Here is a 21,537-nt window from a genome sequence, read left to right as displayed (position 1 = left end):
TAAACGCAAATATCGTGCAAAGCGTTTAGATTCTACACGAAAATCAAATCCCCGCGATGACTTTATTGATTTTTGCCAAGCCCATTTTGGCAACTTCAAGAGCATCTTGGGCATAATAGGTCTTATTGAATACTTCCAACGAAAGCACAATGGGCCGCTCTGGGTTTTTGATGGTCTTCAAAATTTGGCCAATAGGTGCAATTCCATCACCTGGATACACGCGATCGGCATCTACGATGGTTTCTTTCGGGAAATTTGCAGGATAATCATTGATGTGGAATATTTCAACGCCAGGTTTGCCCACCAACTTGAGGGTATCTAAGCTTGAACCGCCTTTGAACAAATGATATACATCCAACAACAACCGCGCTGACGGGTGTCCACTTTCTATCGCTACGTACATGACCTCACTTAGCTTGTTGAGGTTTTTGGAAAAACCCCACAGTTCCAATTGCGGAATTACTTTGGTTTGGTCGCTTATTTCAAGAATGGTACGGTAACGTTCGGCCGCTTTTTGAAGGTCTATGCGTGGGGCTTGAGGGGCTTGTGCTCCAACTGGCGGGGTCGCTACGCGCATACAGCCAACTTCTGCCAACAGCTCCATTTCCCGTTTGAGTTGGTCCACGCCTTTGGCTCGTGCTGTTTCATCGTCAACAATCCAAGCCGCAAAACCAATGGCATTTTCGAGCTTTATACCAAAATCCGCCGCCACTTTTCGGGCTTGAGCAGGAGTATTCCCATTTTTTATAAATTCTTGGAGGGTATCCATCCAAATTTCAACCGAACGAAAGCCTGCTTTAGAAGCCGTTTCTAGTTCTTTGATGTATCCTAATTTTTGTCCTCGAATAGTGCTCATGTTCAAACAAGGCACAAAAGAGGCTGATTTGGCAGGCTCAACGGCTTGCGAAGTTTCTGGCAACATACTCATTCCTGTGGTAGCGGTGAGTAAAGACAAAGTCTGACGACGGGTAATTTGCATAAAAACATGGGTTTATCTGCTTAAAAGCCAATTAACGACAAAATTTATCGTTTTTGGTTCAAATTATTTTGCTACAAACGTTTAGCCTCTCCGAGGCTGGGAGGAATTTATACAGAAAAGATGCCAACAAACTTTTGCTACAAACGTTTAGCCTCTCCGAGGCTGGGAGGAGTTTACACAAAAAAAGCCCAGCCATTCGGCTGGACTTCTAAATCTATACTATAATTGGTGTTATTAGAATTTCACAGGTACCGAGAAACCTGCGGTGTCCCATCCCAATACAATTGCGTTGTCTTTGGCTTCGATGGTAAGTTTTTCAACTGGGCTCGATGATGTAGTTGCAGGTACTGTGACACGAAGTACGTCTTTGTCTTGCTTGTAGTTATACGCACCCCACTGTTTTACTTCGCTGTTCAAAATTACTACCCATTCTTTCTCACCAGGAATTGTAAAGAAAGCATAGTCTCCTGCTTTTACGTCTTTGCCACCTAGCTTTCCGTCTTTTTTGAACGTAATTACGGTCGCTTCGTTGGCACCTGTACGCCATACTTTACCGTACTTTTCTAAGCTTTGGCTTCCTTCAGCCCCAAAAATCACCCGACCTTTTTTAGAAGGTTGTCCATAAACGATTTTGATGTTACCATTTTCAGCGGTTACGCGAGGGCTCGCTGGTGGATTTTGGCTGTAGGCAAATGTCAATGCAACAAGCATACAAAACAGAGTTGCGAATAAATTTTTCATTTGTTGTTTGTAAGAATAAATGATTAGGTTGAACTACTAATAAACGAAACTCCTTTGAGAAAGTTGTCAAAGTGAGTTAAAATTTTTAACGATTTCAATCATACCTTTTTCGTTAGTCGGCGTAAGCTGGCGTTCTTTGGCAAACATTTCCATTTGTTTCGCCTGATTTCCAAACAGTTTAAAAAAGCGTTTTCCTGTTGGAATGCCCGAAAGTTTACCATCTTCATACCAGTAGTATTTCGTCGTTTTGATAAATTCGCCTTCATATTCACTCTCACTCCCCGACGCCTCATAACCCGTGTTTTGGACACTACTTTTTGAATGCAGCAAACATTGATGTTCTTTCAAAATCATCATTTTCCCCTCGTAAATAGGCTCATAGTATTGATTTTTGAGTAGGACAAAACGGTGGTTTTGAAGAACAAACTCAGTTGGCTTCATCGTAACTGCCTCCAAAAGTGGATTAGCCATGACGTGAAGCACGCCTTTTTGTTGGTTATAAGCCATCAAATACTCGGCCTCGTGCCCATTTTTCTCAACCGTTCTTCCCTTGAACCACCCGTTTTTAAAGAAAGGTGTTCCTTTATATACCTTTGTAAAGGTATTATTGGTCTTATTAACTGCCTCTAATGCTCGATAGAAAGCCACCAAAATGGTATCACCTTTTTGATTCACTTCAATACGTGCATCTTGATCGGTCATTTTGGTTTCAGGCAAAAAGTAGCTGTACGCTTTTTTATCTTGGGCTAAAGCCTGTAAACAATACCCAATGAAAAGCAGGCTGATAGACATCTTTTTCATCGTCTTATGGCTAAATTGTTTGCTAATGAACCTAAAAATAACACAATTCATTCAAAGAATGTCTTTATTTTTTTACCCAGAAAATAATGAAAGGAATTAGCTATATTTCAACTGACCTCGTAATATTGTGCTACCACTTCCTTTTTGTATATGCCAGTACCCGTCGATGAGCCTTTGTTAGCCGAATTGTGGAGCCGCTTTAAAACAGGGGATGAAAATGCTTTTGACCAGTTGGTCGAATTGCGCTACCGAATGCTTTTCAATTACGCTACCCGATTCACCAAAGACCGCGATTACATCAAAGACTGCATTCAAGATTTATTTTTAGAATTATGGGAACGGCGCGAACGCCTGGTTGAGACACCCTATGTCACTATTTATTTAATAAAAGCCCTGCGAAACAATTTAGTGCGGCAGCTTAAACTTGATAAGGGCTGGTTTGATTACCAAGAGGTGGAAGAGAATACGCTCATTGAAACGTCAAACATTGAAGGCGATTTAATTCATGCGGAGGTACTTTCAGAACAAGAACAAACGATTCGCAAGGCCATCGAGCAACTTCCAACGCGCCAACAAGAGGTAATTTTCTTTAAATTTTACGAGGGACTCAGCAACGAAGAAATCGCCCAAATCATGGATGTGGAGCGGCAAACCGTCGCGAATTTTTTGTACCGAGCATTGACCCAACTCAAAAATATCCTTCCAACGCTGCTTCTCTTGCTTCCTTTTTTAATGCGCTATGTCAAAAAACTTGCCTAAACGTTTAACCAAAGGCAAAACACTAGACTCTCACGATCAACGCATTAGCAAGTCAATTTTTCCTTTTTGAAAAAAAGTTGAAAATTTTTCTCCAAAAAAGGGTATTCCTTCTTTGGTAAGTACTATTTCATTACAACACACCTTCAAATTTGATAATTAAATCTATGAAAGATTATAACGAATATACGGTTTCCGAATTTGTCTTAGATGATTCGTTTAGGAGGTGGGTTCTTAAAAACTCTCCCTCCGAACGTTCTTTTTGGGAAAAATGGCTACTCGACCATCCTCATCAGCACGAAAATATCTCAAAAGCGAGGGAATTTGTGCTCAAAATGCACCGTTCTCACGAGCTTTTGAGCGATGATGAGTTAAAAGAAGCGCTCAATCAACTTTCGGAAGCACGAAATCGTGAAAATGTTTTTGTTAAACCATTGCTTAATCGAATAAGCTGGTGGAAACAGGCCGTAGCAGCTGTGGTAGTTTTGGGGTTAGTTGGAGCAATATATACGATTTATCAAACCAATTTCAACCCGCCTGTTGCCTATGAAGTACGAAAAAACCAGTTGGGGACACAACTTGTGGAGGTAATCAACGACGATAAAACCGAAAAATGGGTATCACTCCCCGACGGCAGTAAAGTTCGGCTATCGCCGCTTAGTCGATTAAGTTATCCCAGAGTCTTTGCTTCCGCTACTCGTGAAGTTTACTTGAGTGGAGAAGGTTTTTTTGAAGTAACCAAAAACCCACAAAAACCTTTTTTGGTATATGCCAACGAATTGGTTACCAAGGTACTCGGCACGAGTTTTTGGGTACGTGCCTTTGACAAAGCTGAAAAAGTAGAAGTGATTGTCAAAACGGGTAAAGTGTCGGTCTATTCGGCCGAAGAACAGGAAGATAAAGCCTCAAGTACTCTATTGACAGGAACGATTCTTACGCCCAATCAGCAAGTTATTTTTGACCGAAAAGATGAAAATATTGAGAAGACCTTAGTAAGTACTCCCGCCCCCATTGTTGAAGTTGCGCCTCAAAAGTCTTCGGGTCTTACTTTCAACAGTGCGCCAGTTAGCCAAGCTTTTGAGACACTTAGTCAGGCGTACGGAATCGAAATTTTGTACGATAAAGACGTTGTTAAAAATTGTGAAATCAGTGCGGAGTTTGTCAACGAGAGCTTTTATCAACAATTGGATTTAATCTGTAAAGCTATTGATGCCACATATCAGATCGTCAATGCCCAAATTATCATCCAAGGAAAAGGTTGCACCCCCAATTAGACATGCCCAAATCAACTACGTAATGATTCAAACCCAACCTAAAAACCTCATTTGTACTGCATGATATAAACACATCCTAACATCTCCCCTATAAAAAAAAGAAATCGGAAACGCGCCAACGTCCCCGATTTCAGGTCAGTCCCCGCAAAGTTTCTCAGGCTTGCAGCTCTCCGACAGGACGTCGGACAGGGGACTTTTTGTCTCAAAAATTAACATTGAAAACGTTTCAAATGTATGAAAAATGGTTCTAAAACGCTAAAGATTTGCCTAAAAATCATGCGTCTTTCATTGTATCAATTTTTACTGTCGGTATGGACCTGTACTTGGGTATTGGCCACCAACGGTAATGCCCAAGAATTACTTAACCGACGTTTATCGGTTTCAATTGAAAACCAAAACCTTGACTTTGCTATTCGCAAAATCAGCAAGGTAGCTTCCGTGCGGTTTGTTTATAGCCCGCAACAAATTAAGGCCGAGCGAAAAATTAATTTAAACGCACAAAATCAGCCACTTGCAACTATTCTTGAGACACTGTTTAAGCCGTTAAATATTTCGTATGAAGTAAACGGTGCTCAGATTTTGCTCCGTCAAGAATATTCTGCTGCCGTTACGCCCCAGCAAAGTACCCTCGCCGAACCTCAGTCTGTCGATATTTCGGTGAGTGGAACTGTCACTGACGAGAAAAATGAACCTATGCCAGGGGTAAGTGTGGCCATAAAAAACACGACTCGGGGTACAACCACCGACCCAAACGGGCGCTTTATTCTTTCCATTCCTGACGAATCAGCTGTTTTGGTGTTTTCATTTTTGGGGTACGAAAAACAGGAAGTGGCGGTAGGCTCGCGCAAAACACTCACAGTTCAGCTTCGCCCCGACCCTAAAAGCCTCCAAGAAGTAGTCGTTGTAGGCTATGGTACCCAAAATAAAGCTACGTTGACGGGCTCTGTAGCCACCGTTGACGCAAAAACATTCCAAGACCGTGGCCCAGTAGCAAGCCCATTAGCCGCTTTACAAGGTCAAGTAGCAGGTGTAACCGTCACCCGTAGTTCCTCACAACCTGGCCGCGAAGGTTGGAATTTTCAAATTCGAGGAGCTGCTTCAATCAATAGCACAGAACCGCTCGTCATTGTCGATGGATTGCCTGTACCAGGGGTGAGTGCTTTGAATTCATTTAATCCAAACGACATTGAAAATATTTCCTTCTTAAAAGACGCCGCCGCCTCTATTTATGGCTCACGCGCCGCAGGTGGGGTTGTTTTAATTACGACCAAGCGCGCCAAAAACGGCAAACCACGCATAGAATACAACGTGGCTTTATCGCAAAAAAATACGGGTCTTTTACCCAAACTTGTTGACATGAACGGCTGGGGTCCATTGGTCAAAGAAGCCCGCGAAACCGACGGTTTTCCAGCCACCGATATCTGGTTCAACTTTGCCAACGTAGCCATTGCGGCCAAACAAAACGGCATCGACTGGATGACGAAAGCCCAATACGATGCAATGAGCGTACAGGGAGCCACTTTGTTTTCGGATGTGAAAGACTTTACCTTTTTCAACGGTACCGAACAAGATGTGTTATGGGGAAAAGCACACTCTCAAGAGCATCAGCTCAGTATCTCGGGGCGTTCTGATAAATCTGGTTACCGTATTTCCTTAGGCTTTTTGAACGACGGTAGTTTGCTACAACCAGGTAATAACTCTAACAAGCGTTACAACCTTCGTTTGGCCCACGATTATCAATTCTCTAAGAAATTAAACCTCGAAAGCAACCTTTCGATTGAGCGGAATACCATTGTTCAGCCTACCCGCCTAGGCGACGTTTTAAACAACGGAAACCAACCAGGAAAACCACTCTCTGGGCTCGGCTTAACAGGATTGCCTTACGTTTGGGGATCGGGGCTCGGAAATGCTTCTGTCAACTCAATTGCTGCTTACGGCGGGGATAACACCGAATCAAATACACGCCTCAATGGCAATTTTAAACTAACGTACGACCTACTGCCTAGTTTGAAAGCTGTCGCCTCATCGGGGTACTATTTGTTAAATACCGATTATCGTACGATGGAAAATATTATCTCTTGGTATGATTATGCAGGTACGTCAAAAATTTCAGACTTACCAGCACGAACGTCGTACCAACGTGGTACCAAAACTGAGTCAAACGTAACGGCAAGTGGCTATTTGGAATTCAACAAAAACGTGGCCGATGCGCATTCAATCAGAGCGGTGGCGGGAGCTCAATACGAGCGTTTTGAATACAATCGTATTTTAGCCAAAACGTTTGATGTGGTGATGGGTGTTCCTCCTTCGTTGAACCTAAGTACGGGTGATCCTACCTCAAAATCGGTAGGTGAGTCCCAATACCACACCGCGATTGCTGGTTACTTTGGCCGTTTCAACTACGCATTCAAAGACCGCTACTTGGTCGAAGCCAACCTACGTTACGACGGTTCATCAAAATTTCGTCCCGAAGATCGCTGGAAAATGTTCTACGGAGTTTCGCTGGGATGGGTGCTATCAGAAGAAAACTTTATTAAAAACGCGGGATTCTTCGACATGTTGAAACTGCGTGCTTCCTACGGAGGGTTGGGTAACCAAAGCGGGATTGGGTCGTACGATTACATCCAGTTCTTAAACTTATCTTTCTCTACCAACCAACAAAGCTCTGGATTTCCTATCTTAGGTACCGCTCCAGCCGTACGTATAGCGCCTAGCGGAACACTCGTTGCGTTTGACCGTACGTGGGAAAAAGTTGAAAATCAAAACATTGGGTTAGATTTTGGCATACTAAAAAATCGCTTGACGGGTAGTTTTGATTATTTTGTCAAAAACAACCGAAACATGCTCCTCAACCGTACTTACCCTGCTGTTTTAGGGGCAAGTGCACCGCAAGGTAACAATGGTCATTTAAGAACATGGGGTTGGGATTTGTCGCTTAATTGGCGCGGGAAAATCGGTGGACTTACGTACCGAATTGGCGGCAATATCTCAGATAACCAGAACAAACTACTCAGTTTTGGCGGACAAAACATCATTGGTTTAGGAACTCGCGGATACAATACTGCCGTCGAGGGGTATCCAATTGGTTCTTATTTTGGACTTGAGTACGCAGGTCGCATCCAAACCGCCGAACAACTAGAAACCTACCGCAAATACATCACTGGCAATAACATTGGAATGCCTAGCGGTGCCGCCGCCGCACAAGCCAATTCACGTTTGGCATTGGGAGACAATATGTTCAAAGACTTAAACGGTGACGGAAAAATCACCTTCCCCGAAGATGCTAAATTCCTAGGTACTGACAACCCACGGTTAACGTATTCGTTCAACGGCGGCGCAGAGTTTAAAGGCTTTGACTTAAACTTTATCTTCCAAGGAGTTGGACAGCGTACTATTATTCGTGACGGTAACTGGCGTATTCCCGCTGCGGTCATTTTCCAAGCACAAAATGCAGCTTTCGTAGATCAATGGTGGACTCCCTCACGGACAGAGGCGTCACTTCCACGTATTTCAACGACAGGGACGGTCAACAATTACAACTATTATCCATCGGATTGGGTAGCGGAAAATGGGGCTTATTTACGCCTGAAAAATTTGGTAATAGGTTACAGCTTGCCTAGTCAGCTAACCAAAAAAGCGAAGTTGGAACGAGTTAGGGTCTATTTCTCAGGAAATGACCTGTGGGAAATCACCAAAATCCGTGATGGCTGGGACCCTGAAGCGACTCGTACGGTTTCAAACAATGGCGACGGCGAAAACAACAATGTCGTGACGTTTAGCCAGCGTTATCCATTCTATCGCTATACCACGTTTGGCTTAAACGTAACCTTCTAACTCCTTCAAATGCACACTTTTATGAAAAGAAATACATTTTTCTCTCGAATTTTAGCCGCGTCGCTGGCGTTTGTAAGTGTTAGCTGTAATTCATTGATCGACATGAAACCCATCAATGAAATTTCGGATGCGGGCTTTTGGCAATCACCCGACCAATTTAAACTCGCCGCCAATGAATTTTATACCTATCTGCGGACGTTCAATGCGATTTTGGACGATAACCCTCACGCTGACCGCCGTGGTGATTTGCTGTTTGTCAGCGGAGGAAATGCCTTTAGCAATGGTGCCAATACGATACCATTGACCGACGGTAACTGGAATTATGGGCGTATTCGTGCCGTAAATTACTTATTGGATAAGGCAACTTCTTATCCAAAACCTGCCGATATAAAGCTTTTTGTAGCAGAGGCAAAGTTTTTCCGTGCTTATCTATATTTCGATTTGTTGCAATTGTACGGCGGCGTTCCAATCGTTGATAAACTCCTCACGACCGAATCGCCCGAATTACAGGCTCCGCGTAATACCCGTGAACAAGTAGTAGATTTTATCATTTCAGATATTGAAGCTGCTATTACAGATTTGCCCCTCGAAAGTGCCATTGGAGCTGGTGATAAAGGACGAATCAGTAAAGGTGCTGCTCAAGCATTTTTGGGCCGAGTCACTTTATTTGAAGGTACATGGCAAAAGTTTAGAGGAAATTCAACCCGAGCCAATGCCCTTTTGGACAAGTCGATTGCTGCTAGTAACGCAGTGATGTCGAGCAATGAATATCAGTTGTTTGCTCCAACAGTTTTGGGCGATTCGGCCCAGAAATACATGTTTATTCTTGAAAATCAGCAGTCAAACCCAGCCAACTTGACAAAAGCAGCTAACAGAGAATACATTTTGGCCAATCGCTACGATTTTGCTTCGCGTCAAATTCGAATGAACATTACCCACTCTACGTTGAACAACGTTTTTTGGGTAACAAAAAAAATGGCCGATATGTACCTCTGCCAAGATGGACTTCCTATCAATAAGTCAACGCTATTTCAAGGATATAAGACGACCACTTCAGAGTTTATCAACCGCGATAATCGAATGCGTTTTAATTTGATGCTCGATGGAAGATATCACTGGGACAACGAAAATCCTGGGGCTCGTACTACTTGGAGAGGTGATGCTGCTGATATAGCAAGCTCCCGAGGACGACACAACGCAGCCACGGGTAGCGGTTATGGAAACCAAAAGTGGGCAACTGAACGACGCCTCAACGATAACGAGGAAGGGTATGATTTTCCTGTTATTCGCCTAGCAGAGGTGTTGCTCAACTACGCCGAAGCAGTGTATGAGCGAAACGGAACAATTTCTGACGCTGATTTAGACAAATCACTCAACCTCGTTAGAAATCGAGTAAATAAGTCCATGCCTAAATTGAGCAATGGATTGGTGAGTAGCAATGGGCTGGATATGCGCACCGAAATACGCCGCGAGCGTACGATTGAATTGTATTTTGAAGGCTTCAGAGTGGATGACCTTAAGCGTTGGAAAACGGCTGAGACAGAACTTCCTACCCCTATCGAAGGGATTACTTGGACGGGCACAGCCTTTGAAACTCGCTGGGCTGGGATAAAGGCGCAGGTCACCAATGGGGTTTACCGCCTCGAAAGCAACCGCAAATGGGCAGAGAAAAACTACCTACTTCCTCTCCCCTCACAGCAAATTCAGCTTAATCCCAACCTTACTCAGAATCCTGATTGGTAATTAGTTTTTTTTCATCAAGGTTAATTAAGTGAGTAATCGTAGTGGCGGCGACTGTCGCCACTACCTTCCAACCATAAACACTATGAAATTTCTGCTTAGTATCTTGCTTATAACGGCTTTGTCGAGCAAAATATGGGCTCAAACTTTTGTTGGCAAAAGCCTAGACTATTCTGCCAAACAAGTCGAAAAAACCCTCGCACTCATTCCTGACAATACCAAAGATATCCCCCGAAATATCAATCATGGCGCAACTAAGTGGCGATTTGTGAATTTTCGCGACTGGACAAGCGGCTTTTGGCCAGGCACTTTATGGTATTTGTACGAATATAACCATGACCCAAAACTCAAAACCGAAGCCGACCGTTTCTCGCGATTACTGACTCCGCTTTCCAACGAACCCGCCTTTGACCACGATTTGGGGTTTCAAATTTTTTGCAGTTTCGGTAATGGCTACCGAATCACGAAAAATCCAGAATACAAAAAAATAATTCTAAAAACAGCAGACGTACTGGCGACCTTGTATAACCCTAAAGTAGGAACGATTTTATCTTGGCCGCGTGAAGTGAAGAAGTTTGGTGGACACAACACCATTATTGATAACATGATTAATTTGGAATTGCTCTTTTGGGCGTCCAAAAACGGAGGGAATAAAAAGTTGTACGACATCGCCGTTAAACACGCCGAAACCACCATGCACAACCACTTTCGTCCCGATTTTACCTCTTATCACGTGGTGGTCTATGATACACTGACGGGCAAAAAACGTTCGGGCGTAACACACCAAGGCTACGCCGACAACAGTATGTGGGCGCGCGGCCAATCGTGGGCTATCTACGGGTTTACGATGTGTTTTAAAGAAACAAAAAAGCCAGAATTTCTTGATTTTGCGCAAAAAGTAACCGATGTCTATTTGAAAAACTTGCCCGCCGATTTAATTCCTTACTGGGATTTTAATGCCCCCAATATTCCGAATGCCCCGCGCGACGCCTCCGCAGCGGCAGTGACGGCCTCGGCGTTACTTGATTTATCGACGTTTGTCAAAGACCCAGCGAAGAAAAAATTGTATTTCGACAAAGCTAAAGCAATGTTAGCGGAATTGTCAACGCCAAGGTACCAAAGCGGCGATACCAATAGCGCCATTCTTTTACATTCAACGGGGCATCACCCCAATGGCACCGAAATAGATGCTTCTATCAATTATGCCGATTATTATTACGTAGAAGCGCTAATGAAATTGAAAAAATCAAAAGGAAATTAATGCGTTCTACAAGTAGGTAGCCGCTCTGCGGCAACTAATGCCACGTAGTGGCTACCTGTTTATTGAACTATTTGTACCATTCTGAATGAAAAAGCTCTCGATCAAAGCCATAGCCGAAACACTTCAGATTTCTACTGCCACGGTTTCGTACATTCTCAATGGCAAAGCCAAAGAAAAACGAATCAGCGAGGAGTTGACGCAAAAGGTGCTGGCTTTTGTGGAGAAAACCAATTTTAAGCCCAATCATCTGGCCAAAAGCCTGCGAACGGGCAAAACCAACGTGATTGGGCTTATGGTTGAAGACATTGCGGATACTTTTTTTTCAAGTATTGCGGGAAGTATTGAGAACATTGCCTACGAAAATGGCTACAAAATTATCTACAGCAGTACCAAAAATAACGCAAAAAAAGCCAAAGAGTTGATTGCAACGTTTCGAGAAAGAAACGTCGATGGGTATATTATTACACCCACCGAGAACATCGAAGACGACATTCGCGACTTAATGCAAAGCAACTTACCCGTTGTTCTTTTTGACCGTCAGTGCAAAGATGTTGACGCTAGTTACGTCGGGATGAACAACTTTGAAAGTGCCTACAAAGCCGTTGATTTTTTGTTTTCTCAGGGCTACAAAAACATAGGTTTGGTCACCTTAGACTCCACCCAAGCACAGATGATAGACCGATTGCTGGGCTACCAACGCGCCGTTTACGAACACCGCAGGGATACTCACCTGATTAAGTTTGATTATCTAACCGCCAAAACAACGGATATTACCGACGACATAGAACAGTTTCTAAAACAGCACCCCCAACTCGATGCGCTCTTTTTTGCCACTAACTACCTTGCTATCAGCGGCATTGAAGTATTGAGCCGTTTAAAAATCAACATCGGTAGTGAGTTTGGTATTGTGGTATTTGATGACAACGATTTGTTCCGCATTCACCAACCCACCATTTCGGCCATTGCCCAGCCCGTTCATGAGATGGCCCAGCAACTCATTCTGACCCTACTCGAACACATGAACCGTCGTACCGAAGCGTATTTACCCCAAAAACACGTCTTGCCTGCGACGCTCATCAAACGATTATCCTCTCAAAAACAACTCTAATAACAACCCTGCCAAGGTTTTAAACCTTGGCAGGGTTAAGAACAAAAACCTACCAAAATTTCAAGAAACATGACTCAAACATCAACGCTTTTCCTTTGCTTAACCCTTTTGCTCAACCAGTTGGTGTGGGGACAAACGGGAGTGTTAGAAAACACCCGCACGACCATTCAGTCACCTGACAAAAAAATAACCTGTCAGGTGTACCAAAAGCAAAACGCAGACGGTAGAAGGAGTATTTTTTATACAGTGTCCTACAAAAACACTCCTGTGATATTCGAATCTGCCTTAGACATACAGCTCGACAACCACCTTTCAGAATTAGCGATGGCGTTGAAGGTGGACAAAACCCAGTATTGGTGCGAAGACCTTACGTTTATCAAAACAGAAACCTCAAAAAAGGATACCACTTGGAAACCACTTTACGGCGAACGCTCCATCATTAGGGATAATTTTGAAGCGGCAACCCTGTCGTTTCAAAAGGCCAGTAATGCCGATTACAAAATGCAAATTCAAGTAAGGGCCTACGATGAAGGGATTGCATTGCGGTATTTTTTTCCTGAAAACCCTAAGGGTAGCTACTACCAAATCAAAGCGGAGAATACAGAGTTTGCCCTTCCTTCTGGCAGTATCGCCTACTATACTCAATGGGCACAAGGAAAATACAGCTCACTTCCGTTGAAAGATTGGGTGGATGATTGTGAACGCCCTTTGACCCTAAAACTTCCCGAAGGTCTGTATGTTAGTCTGGCCGAGGCTGCCATGACCGATTATGCACGTGGGAAATTCAAATTGCATCCTTCCAAACCCAATTCTATTTTAGTTTCCCTCGACGATAAGGTGGACGCCATTACCTATTTTGGCACGCCGTGGCGAGTGATAATGGTGGCCGAAACGCCAGGAAAATTGATTGAGAACAACGACATTTTACTAAATCTTAATCCCCCCGCTTCCAACGATAAAAGTAAAGGCTGGGGAGATTGGTCATGGGTAAAACCTGGCAAAATTATTCGGGAAATGACCTTGACCACCGAAGGAGCTAAAACCGCCATTGATTTTGCCCAACAACGTGGTTTACAATACATTTTGTTTGATTGGAAATGGTACGGCCCTGCCCTTACGTGGGATTCGGACGCTACCCAAGTAAAAGCTCCAATCGACATGCCAGCGGTCGTTAAGTACGGAAAAGAACGGGGGGTGGGAATTTGGCTGTACGTCAACAAACAAGCGTTGGTCAAACAAGCCGACGAAATTTTTCCGCTGTTTCAGAAATGGGGTATCAAAGGCGTAAAATACGGTTTTGTCCAAGTGGGAAGCCATCGTTGGACGGTGTGGGTGGAAGAAATGATTAAAAAATGTGCCGAAAATCAACTCATGGTCAACGTTCACGACGATTGGCGACCGACGGGTGAAATGCGCACCTACCCTAATCTTATGACGGCAGAAGGCATCCGTGGGAATGAAGAAATGCCCGATGCTACCCACAACGTTACGTTACCATTTACGCGCTATATCGGTGGAGCGGCCGATTATACCGTCTGCTACTTTGATAAACGCATCAAAACCACTCACGCGCATCAGTTGGCCATGGCAGCGGTTTATTACAGCCCGCTTCAAACCTTGTTTTGGTACGATAAACCTGCTTTGTACGAAGGCGAACCAGAGTTGGAATTTTGGAAGCAAATTCCCACGTCTTGGGATGAGACACGCGTGCTTCAAGGAGAAATTGGGCAGTACATCACCACCGCTCGTCGAAGTGGTAACGACTGGTTTATTGGCACTATGACCAACAATGACGCCCGTAGTTTGGAGGTAAAATTCGATTTTTTGCCTAAAGGTAAAAAATACCAAGCCCGCATTTACTCCGACGATGACAGCGTTCCGACCAAAACCAAGGTTGGCATTAAAACACAGGAAGTAGATGCTAAAAGTATATTGAAAATGAATTTGAAAGCTTCGGGAGGACAAGCCATTTGGTTAGCCCCCCAGCCCCCAAAAGGGGAGTAACCTCATTTCTATGAAACATCAATACATAGGAGTAGATATAGGTGGGTCGCACATGACGGCGGCAATTGTTAACCTTTTTTCGGGAACAATAGAACAAGCGTCGCTCCAACGAATACAGGTTGAGCCTCACGCCTCTGCCAATGAAATTTTAGAACTTTGGGCTACCACCATTTACAAAGTAGTTCCCTTGGAAAACCTTTCCAATTGTCAAATTGGTATCGCCATGCCAGGACCATTTGACTACGAAAACGGTATTTGTTGGATGAAAAACGTCAACAAATACGACCATCTCTACGGCCTTGACATTCGTCAAGAATTGGCAAAACGCCTCGACATTTCGCCTTCTCAAATCAGTTTTAGAAACGATGCGGAAGCGTTTTTGGCGGGCGAAATGGTGTTTGGAGCAGGGAGAGGTTTTTCCAAAGGACTGGGCATTACCCTTGGAACGGGTTTAGGTACGTCATTATTTGAGAAAGGAAACGCCTACGATTTAGCCCTTGGCATCAACCATCCGCTGCACGATGGCGTAGCCGAGGACTACATTTCAACTCGCTGGTTTATAAAACGTTATACCCAACTCACCCAAGATACTATTGCAGGTGTGAAAGAGCTGGCAGGTGCCTATAAGGCAAATCCAGCGGCTCGGCAAACATTTGATGAGTTTGCCCAAAACCTGAGTGTGGTTATGGAACAGTTTGTTGCACTATACCAACCTGACGTGATTGTTTTTGGAGGAAATATTGCCCAGTCCTCTGAGCTATTTTTTCCTGTTATTGATGCGCGCCTAATGGGTCAAGTAAGCCTGCGTCAGTCTGCACTAAACGAATACGCGGCTTTGATGGGCTCGGTCAGCCATGGGGTTTTACAAACAACTCACTTCCAGAACGTTGAGACGCCATGAAATCGCACTTCGTCATTTGTCTTTGTTTCTTTGGAATTGGTTTTACCAGTAAAGCCCAGCCCAAGCCTTCGTTTCAGGAAGTTTCCCAAAAAGTACAATCGTGGGTTGACAGTGGGTACTACAAAGGAGCGAATCTTGTGATTGGCAATCGCCAAAAAGTCATTTTTCAACAATCTTTCGGCTCCTACTCCGTCGAAACAACGGCCTACATAGCATCGGCGGGAAAGTGGCTGGCCGCCGCAACCCTCGCCGCAGTGGTGGACGAAGGAAAACTGAGTTGGGAGGATGAAGTAATCAAGTGGTTACCCGAATTTACCGATGCCAAAGGTCAGGCGACTCTTCGTCAGTTGTTTTCCCATACCGCAGGTTATCCTGATTATCAGCCGAGAGGCAATCATCGAGACGATTACCAAACGCTGAAGGAATCCGTCAAACACATTCAAGCCTTGCCTTTAGCGAATCCCCATCGGCCTTTTTTCTACGGTGGTTTGTCGATGCAAGTAGCTGGACGAATGGCCGAAGTAGCTACCAGTAAGGATTGGGAAACGCTTTTTCAAGAAAAAATTACCCGACCGTTGGGAATGACTCGCACTCATTTTACCCCCGTTGACTCTATTGGTGGTGGGCACAGTCCCATGTTGGGCGGAGGAGCCGTTTCGTCAGTCGAAGACTATGCCCGTTTTTTGCAAATGTTTTTGAACAAAGGCGTTTTCAACGGCCAACGAATCCTTTCCGAAAAAGCAATTGCCGAAATCCAAGCTGACCAAATCAAAAGCGCCGCCGTCACCGATACAGGATTAGGCGACTATGTCAAACGCACACGAGGGTCTTTGCGCAAAGACATTTACGGATTAGGAATTTGGCGAGAAGAAACCGACGCCCTGGGCAATCCGACCCTCATCAGCAGCCCAAGTTGGGCAGGAGCTTACCCTTGGATTGACTACCAAAATGGCCTCTACGGCTTTTTATTAACGCACGTCGAAGACGGTCAAATGGGGCGAAATGGCTTTAGTTCCTTTTGGAGCAGCCCTGCTTTACCCCTGATTGTTCGCAAAGAAATCAAGAAATAATCCCCCATTTACATGAAAAAACAATTCATTTTTTGGCTTTTCAACCTATTATATTTTGCAGCTTTTGGCCAATCAAAAAAGGTTCATCCCTATCTTTTTTACACTCCTGAGCGGGTCAAAATCACCAAAGAACGTCTCCAAACCGATACTTCACTGGCCAACGCATGGCGCAGTATGTTGCAACGCACCGACAAGTCTCTCGAAGGAAAAGGAGGAAATTTGGAGAACCTGACGTTGGCCTACTGCATGACAGGTGACACGAAATACGCCGAACGGGCCAAACTTTTGTTGCTCGACTGGGTAAATCGTGCTCAGTGGGACGGTATGGACGACCGCACTCCACGGTGGAACTCAGGCTTGGGTACTGCCCGTGGCTGTTTTCAAACCGCCATTGCTTTCGACGGACTTTACCAATTCCTCACCCCTACGGAACGAACTGATATTGCCCGAAAAATTGTCAAACTGGGAATTGAGCCTGCCTTCAACGACTGGGTATCTGAAAACAGCCGCATTCATACCCTCAATTCGATGGGGCACAATTGGTGGTCGGCGGTGGTGTACCAAGCAGGGATTGCGTCCATGGCAGTACTCAACGAAGAACCCCAAGCCAAAACCTGGGCCGAAGAAATAATGCGAGCTTCCAACGAATGGTTTGCGTTTCAAGGCAGTGTCTTGGAAAATAAACCGTCCAATTTCGATGCCAACGGAGGCTTTTACGAAAGTGTGAGTTATGCCAACTTTGGGGTTTCAGAATACCTAACGTTTCGTTTGGCTTGGACCAACCTTTTTGGGAAGGTATCAATGCCTTATGATGAAACCCTCAAAAAGACCGTCGATTGGTTTATTCATGCCTCCTATCCCACGTCAAAACACCGATTAATGTCACTCAATTTTGGGGATTCAAACGACCATGCCAACGGAGAACGACCTGCCAAATTGATGTTGGCATTGGGGCTGGGAGATGCTCATTATCATTGGTATTTACAACAAATCGGTAACAGCGAAGGACGAGAGGATATGAATCTTGCTACACCGTTGGGGCTATTATACCACTCTGCGGAAGCACGAATTATGAATGGCGAATTACGAAAAAGCAATCCCAATTCGACACTCTCCATTCTAAACTCGACACTCCCTAACCCTCTTCCTACCGCTGCCATTTACAAAGACATGGGCTGGGGAATGCTTCGTTCGTCTTGGGAAAAAGATGCGACGTTATTGGGGGTAAAATCGGGTTATACGTGGAATCACGCCCACGCCGATGCAGGTTCATTTGTGTTGTATCACAACGGCCAATACTTACTCATCGACGGTGGGGATGTGGGCTACGGTTTACCTGAGTACAGCAGTTATTTTGTTCGGAGTGAAGCTCATAACGTAATGATTTTCAACGAAAAAGCCCAAGACCCGCAAGACCAGTACCATGCCGTCAAGACACCTGGAAGTCTTCATAACCTAATAAATAGCCCATCCCTGAAATATATAATGGCCGATGCTACGGGGCCTACGTCTCGGTATTTTCTGCGCAATTACCGCCATTTTCTTTGGCTTGATAAAGTGATTTTGGTCTTGGATGATGTAAAAACGTACGAAGCGGGCAAGTTTGAATTTTTGTTACACTACCAAAATGAAGCTAAAAAGAAAGGCCCCGACCTCGAAATCAACCAAGGGGAAGCGTCTATTTTGTTTCGGCCGCTTTATCCTGAAACATTGCCATTAGGTTATCCGCACGATTTCCCCGAAAAAATGAAATTAGAAGAACGATGGGGAATCAAAGACCGTGATGCCAAAACAAAAATTCCTTACTATGCCATTTCACCCGCCGAAAACTCACGGCAAACCAAGTTTTGGAATGCCATTTTATTGTTAGACAACTCCAATAAAGCCGTTGAAACGTTTGTGGGTTCTTCGGGGGCAAACGGGGCCGCAGGGCGCACCAATTTACCTGTAATTGAAAAAATAAGTGGCGAAAATTGGCAAGGACTTCGTATTTCTCAAAACGGGAATGTAACCGAAGTTTACCTTAATCTTCTTGCCGACGGCCGACTTATGCACCGTAATTCCAATGCAATTATAAATGGCTGGGAAACGGACGCTTACCTAACCGTCGTGACTTTCCCCGAAAAAGCCGACCGTACTCATCCAGATAACTTGACCTCCTTTTTTGTGAGCAACGGAAGTTACCTAAGAAAAGATGGAAAAACGTTTTTACATTCCCTTTCAAAAGTGTTTTTGAATGCTGATTATTCCAACAAGAAATTGAAAGTACAGGTAGATGGTCAGCCGTTAATGCGTATTTCCTTGCGGACTACCGAAAAACCAAACGCAATGATTATCAACGACAAAACAATTGCACCTGCATGGAAAGATGGTAAGGTAACAATTGACGTGGAAAACAAATGATGTGATACGTTTACAAATAGGTAGCCCCTACGGGGCAAGGATAAACGAAACATCTATCAAAAATGCTACAAACAGGTAGCCCCTACGGGGCAAGACAAACGAAACGTCTATCAAAAATGCTACAAACAGGTAGCCCCTACGGGGCAAGACAAACGAAAAATCTGTTAAAAACGATACAAACAGGTAGCCCCTACGGGGCAGGGACAAACGAAACGTCTATCAAAAATGCTACTACAAACAGGTAGCCCCTACGGGGCAAGACAAACGAAACGTTTGTTAAAAACGCCGTAAAACTGCCCCATCGGGGCTACCTATTTGTAGATAAAAAAAATGATTTGTGACAAATCGGGAATGTGCCCCATCGGGGCTACCCATTCAAATTGCTGGACGAGAAGTATCCTTTTTCTTTAAATCATGTCTTAAACAATGGAAAATGAATCAACTTATCTTTATTGTTTTAAGCCATGGCCAACACATATTCCCAACTTTACATCCATTGCGTTTTCGCCGTAAAATACCGAGCAGCAGTTATTCATCCCGACTGGGAGGATATATTACACAAGTACATTACAGGTATTGTACAACAAAATGGTCATAAGCTATTAGCAATCAATTCTGCCTATGACCACATACATCTTTTCATTGGCCTCAATCCCAAACAATCAATTTCTGAGCTAATGCAATTGGTGAAAGGTGATAGTTCTGAACTCATCAATAAAAAAGGCTTTACCAGCCAAAAATTTCAGTGGCAAGAAGGGTACGGAGTTTTTAGCAACAGTCGCTCCCAAATTGATTCGGTTGTCAAGTACATTCTTAACCAAAAAGAACACCATAAGAAAAAAACATTTCGAGACGAATACCTCAAAATGTTGAAAGATTTTCAGGTCAATTTCGACGAAAAATACATCTTTCAAGACCCCATTAATTAATATGCTTCTACCAATGGGGCAACCCACTTCTCGAACAAAATCACTATGAAATACAAACCCTTTCTTCTGTTACTCTTATTTTCTTCCCCCATTTACGCCCAAGTGTGGCAGTGGTCGGTACGGGTTGAGGGGTTTAAACACCCAGAAATCAACGATAGCCCCACGGCTTTTCTCTGGATTCCTGAAAATTGCAAAAAAGTGAAGGGGGTAGTCTGGGGGATGCACAATATGATAGAAGAAGGAATTTTAGAAAACGCGAAATTCCGTCAGACGATGAGCGATATTGGCTTTGCTACGATTTGGGTAACGCCAGGTTTAGACATGGTTTTTGATTTCAATAAAGGGGCAGGCGAAAGTTTTGAAAACATGATGAGGCAACTGGCTGAAGTATCTGGTTATCAAGAAATAGCATCTGCACCCGTTGTGCCGATAGGACATTCCGCCCACGCTTCCTTCCCTTGGAATTTTGGTGCTTGGAACCCCACCCGAACCTTGGCTATTGTATCTATTAAAGGTGATTCCCCCCTGACACACCTCACAGGAAGCGGCAAGCCAAACCCTGATTGGGGTACTCGTACGGTGGAAGGAATCCCAGGTTTATTTATCATGAGCGAAGTCGAATGGTGGGAAGACCGTATTCAGCCTGGTTTCAACTACGTAAAAAAACACCCCAAAACCCCCATTACTTTTTTTACAGATGCAGGTCACGGTCACTTCGACTATAACCAACGGATGGTTGACTATATCGCATTGTTCATCAAAAAAGCGGCCTGCTATCGCCTTTCCAACAATGGGCTTCGTTTTATTGACCCGCAGCAAGGGTGGCTTATCGACCGCTGGCGACCTAATACCCCTCCAACTACAAACCCTGCCCCGTATTCTAAATTCTCTGGCGATAAAAGCGTGGCTTCGTGGTGTTTTGATAGAGAAATGGCGCAAATCACCGAAGCTTATTATGCCCATCCACGGGGAAAGAAAAATCAATACTTAGGGTTTATCCAAAACGCTGATACCCTAAAACCCTCAAAATCACATGGTCAATACAGCTTAACGTTTAAACCAGCAAGCGACGGAATCACCTTTTACTTAAAACCTTTTTTTTCTGATACGTCAAAAATAAAACCCGCTTTACAACATGCGGCATCATCTTTAGTAATCGACCGAATCTGTGGACCTGTACAAAAAATAAACGACACTACTTTTCAGCTACGTTTCTACCGAATGGGGTTTTTGAACCCTAAACGGAGTAATGCCATTTGGCTTCTGGCCCACAATGAAGGAGACGAACGCTTCAAATCGGCTATTCAACAGATTGAACTCAAATTTCCTATTAAAAATACCGAAGGAATCAGCCAACACATTGATTTTGAACAAATCTCAAATCAAACTACCAAAATCAAATCCATTGATTTACGGGCCAAAAGTTCGTCGAACTTACCCGTTCACTTCTACGTAAAGGAAGGCCCTGCGTACGTATCGGGGCATCAATTGTTTTTTACGAAACTTCCTCCTAAAACCAGCTATCCCCTAAAAATCACCGTAGTGGCCTGGCAGTACGGCATTTCTGGGAAAATCCAATCAGCCCAGCCTATGGAAAAAACGTTTTGGTTGGAGAAAAGGTAAAACCGTGTTTTGTTTTTCCAAGTAGAAGATAGCGTGTTTTTTGTTAAAATTTTTTATCAATAATTGATATATCAACTATTGATTTTACTATATTTGCTACATCAATTTTTAAA

General features: G+C 44.0%; 15 protein-coding genes. 12 read left to right on the top strand and 3 right to left on the bottom strand.

Annotated elements, in window-relative coordinates:
• Positions 1-43 precede the first annotated feature (43 nt).
• From AC23P2_RS06735 to AC23P2_RS06725, 3 genes are all read right to left on the bottom strand, one after another.
• Positions 44-979, bottom strand: coding sequence for a sugar phosphate isomerase/epimerase family protein (locus AC23P2_RS06735; protein ID WP_487772482.1), 936 nt, complete (start codon positions 977-979; stop codon positions 44-46).
• Positions 980-1,213: 234 nt separating this feature from the next.
• Complete coding sequence (locus AC23P2_RS06730) at positions 1,214-1,720, bottom strand: DUF2911 domain-containing protein (RefSeq protein ID WP_487772481.1); 507 nt, start codon at positions 1,718-1,720, stop codon at positions 1,214-1,216.
• A 66-nt stretch (positions 1,721-1,786) separates the two neighbouring features.
• Entirely contained in the window at positions 1,787-2,521 is a 735-nt protein-coding gene (locus tag AC23P2_RS06725; protein ID WP_487772480.1) for a hypothetical protein, read from the bottom strand.
• Between the two features lie 150 nt (positions 2,522-2,671).
• Between AC23P2_RS06725 and AC23P2_RS06720 the strand changes: the two genes are divergently transcribed.
• The 12 genes from AC23P2_RS06720 to AC23P2_RS06665 all read left to right on the top strand — a co-directional run bounded on the left by AC23P2_RS06720 (position 2,672) and on the right by AC23P2_RS06665 (position 21,424).
• The gene (locus AC23P2_RS06720) at positions 2,672-3,280 is read left to right on the top strand and encodes an RNA polymerase sigma factor (protein ID WP_487772479.1); all 609 of its coding nucleotides are present in this window, start codon (positions 2,672-2,674) and stop codon (positions 3,278-3,280) included.
• A 164-nt stretch (positions 3,281-3,444) separates the two neighbouring features.
• Positions 3,445-4,551: a FecR family protein gene (locus tag AC23P2_RS06715; protein WP_487772478.1), complete on the top strand. Its 1,107-nt coding sequence runs from the start codon at positions 3,445-3,447 to the stop codon at positions 4,549-4,551.
• A 276-nt stretch (positions 4,552-4,827) separates the two neighbouring features.
• Positions 4,828-8,385 carry a TonB-dependent receptor gene (locus AC23P2_RS06710; RefSeq protein ID WP_487772477.1) on the top strand — a complete coding sequence of 1,186 codons (3,558 nt, stop codon included), beginning with the start codon at positions 4,828-4,830 and terminating at the stop codon, positions 8,383-8,385.
• A gap of 21 nt (positions 8,386-8,406) precedes the next feature.
• Positions 8,407-10,128, top strand: coding sequence for a RagB/SusD family nutrient uptake outer membrane protein (locus AC23P2_RS06705; RefSeq protein WP_487772476.1), 1,722 nt, complete (start codon positions 8,407-8,409; stop codon positions 10,126-10,128).
• A gap of 82 nt (positions 10,129-10,210) precedes the next feature.
• Positions 10,211-11,386: a glycoside hydrolase family 88 protein gene (locus tag AC23P2_RS06700; protein ID WP_487772475.1), complete on the top strand. Its 1,176-nt coding sequence runs from the start codon at positions 10,211-10,213 to the stop codon at positions 11,384-11,386.
• A gap of 85 nt (positions 11,387-11,471) precedes the next feature.
• Complete coding sequence (locus AC23P2_RS06695; RefSeq protein WP_487772474.1) at positions 11,472-12,494, top strand: LacI family DNA-binding transcriptional regulator; 1,023 nt, start codon at positions 11,472-11,474, stop codon at positions 12,492-12,494.
• 69 nt (positions 12,495-12,563) lie between these two features.
• Positions 12,564-14,498: a glycoside hydrolase family 97 protein gene (locus AC23P2_RS06690; RefSeq protein WP_487772473.1), complete on the top strand. Its 1,935-nt coding sequence runs from the start codon at positions 12,564-12,566 to the stop codon at positions 14,496-14,498.
• Between the two features lie 10 nt (positions 14,499-14,508).
• Positions 14,509-15,399: an ROK family protein gene (locus AC23P2_RS06685; RefSeq protein WP_487772472.1), complete on the top strand. Its 891-nt coding sequence runs from the start codon at positions 14,509-14,511 to the stop codon at positions 15,397-15,399.
• Positions 15,396-16,469 carry a serine hydrolase domain-containing protein gene (locus tag AC23P2_RS06680; RefSeq protein ID WP_487772471.1) on the top strand — a complete coding sequence of 358 codons (1,074 nt, stop codon included), beginning with the start codon at positions 15,396-15,398 and terminating at the stop codon, positions 16,467-16,469. Before AC23P2_RS06685 ends, AC23P2_RS06680 begins: the two co-directional genes overlap by 4 nt.
• 12 nt (positions 16,470-16,481) lie before the next feature.
• Complete coding sequence (locus AC23P2_RS06675) at positions 16,482-18,872, top strand: heparinase II/III domain-containing protein (RefSeq protein WP_487772470.1); 2,391 nt, start codon at positions 16,482-16,484, stop codon at positions 18,870-18,872.
• A gap of 464 nt (positions 18,873-19,336) precedes the next feature.
• Positions 19,337-19,801 (top strand): IS200/IS605 family transposase, encoded by a 465-nt coding sequence (tnpA, locus tag AC23P2_RS06670; RefSeq protein WP_487772469.1) that lies wholly within the window; start codon positions 19,337-19,339, stop codon positions 19,799-19,801.
• A 45-nt stretch (positions 19,802-19,846) separates the two neighbouring features.
• On the top strand, positions 19,847-21,424 hold the full coding sequence (locus AC23P2_RS06665) for a hypothetical protein (RefSeq protein ID WP_487772468.1): 1,578 nt from the start codon (positions 19,847-19,849) through the stop codon (positions 21,422-21,424).
• The last annotated feature ends 113 nt before the right edge of the window (positions 21,425-21,537 follow it).

This window comes from Runella sp. R0.1_18 (genome assembly GCF_057652155.1).
The sequence above is the reverse complement of the archived record's forward strand: the minus strand, read 5'-3'. Positions and strand labels throughout refer to the sequence as shown.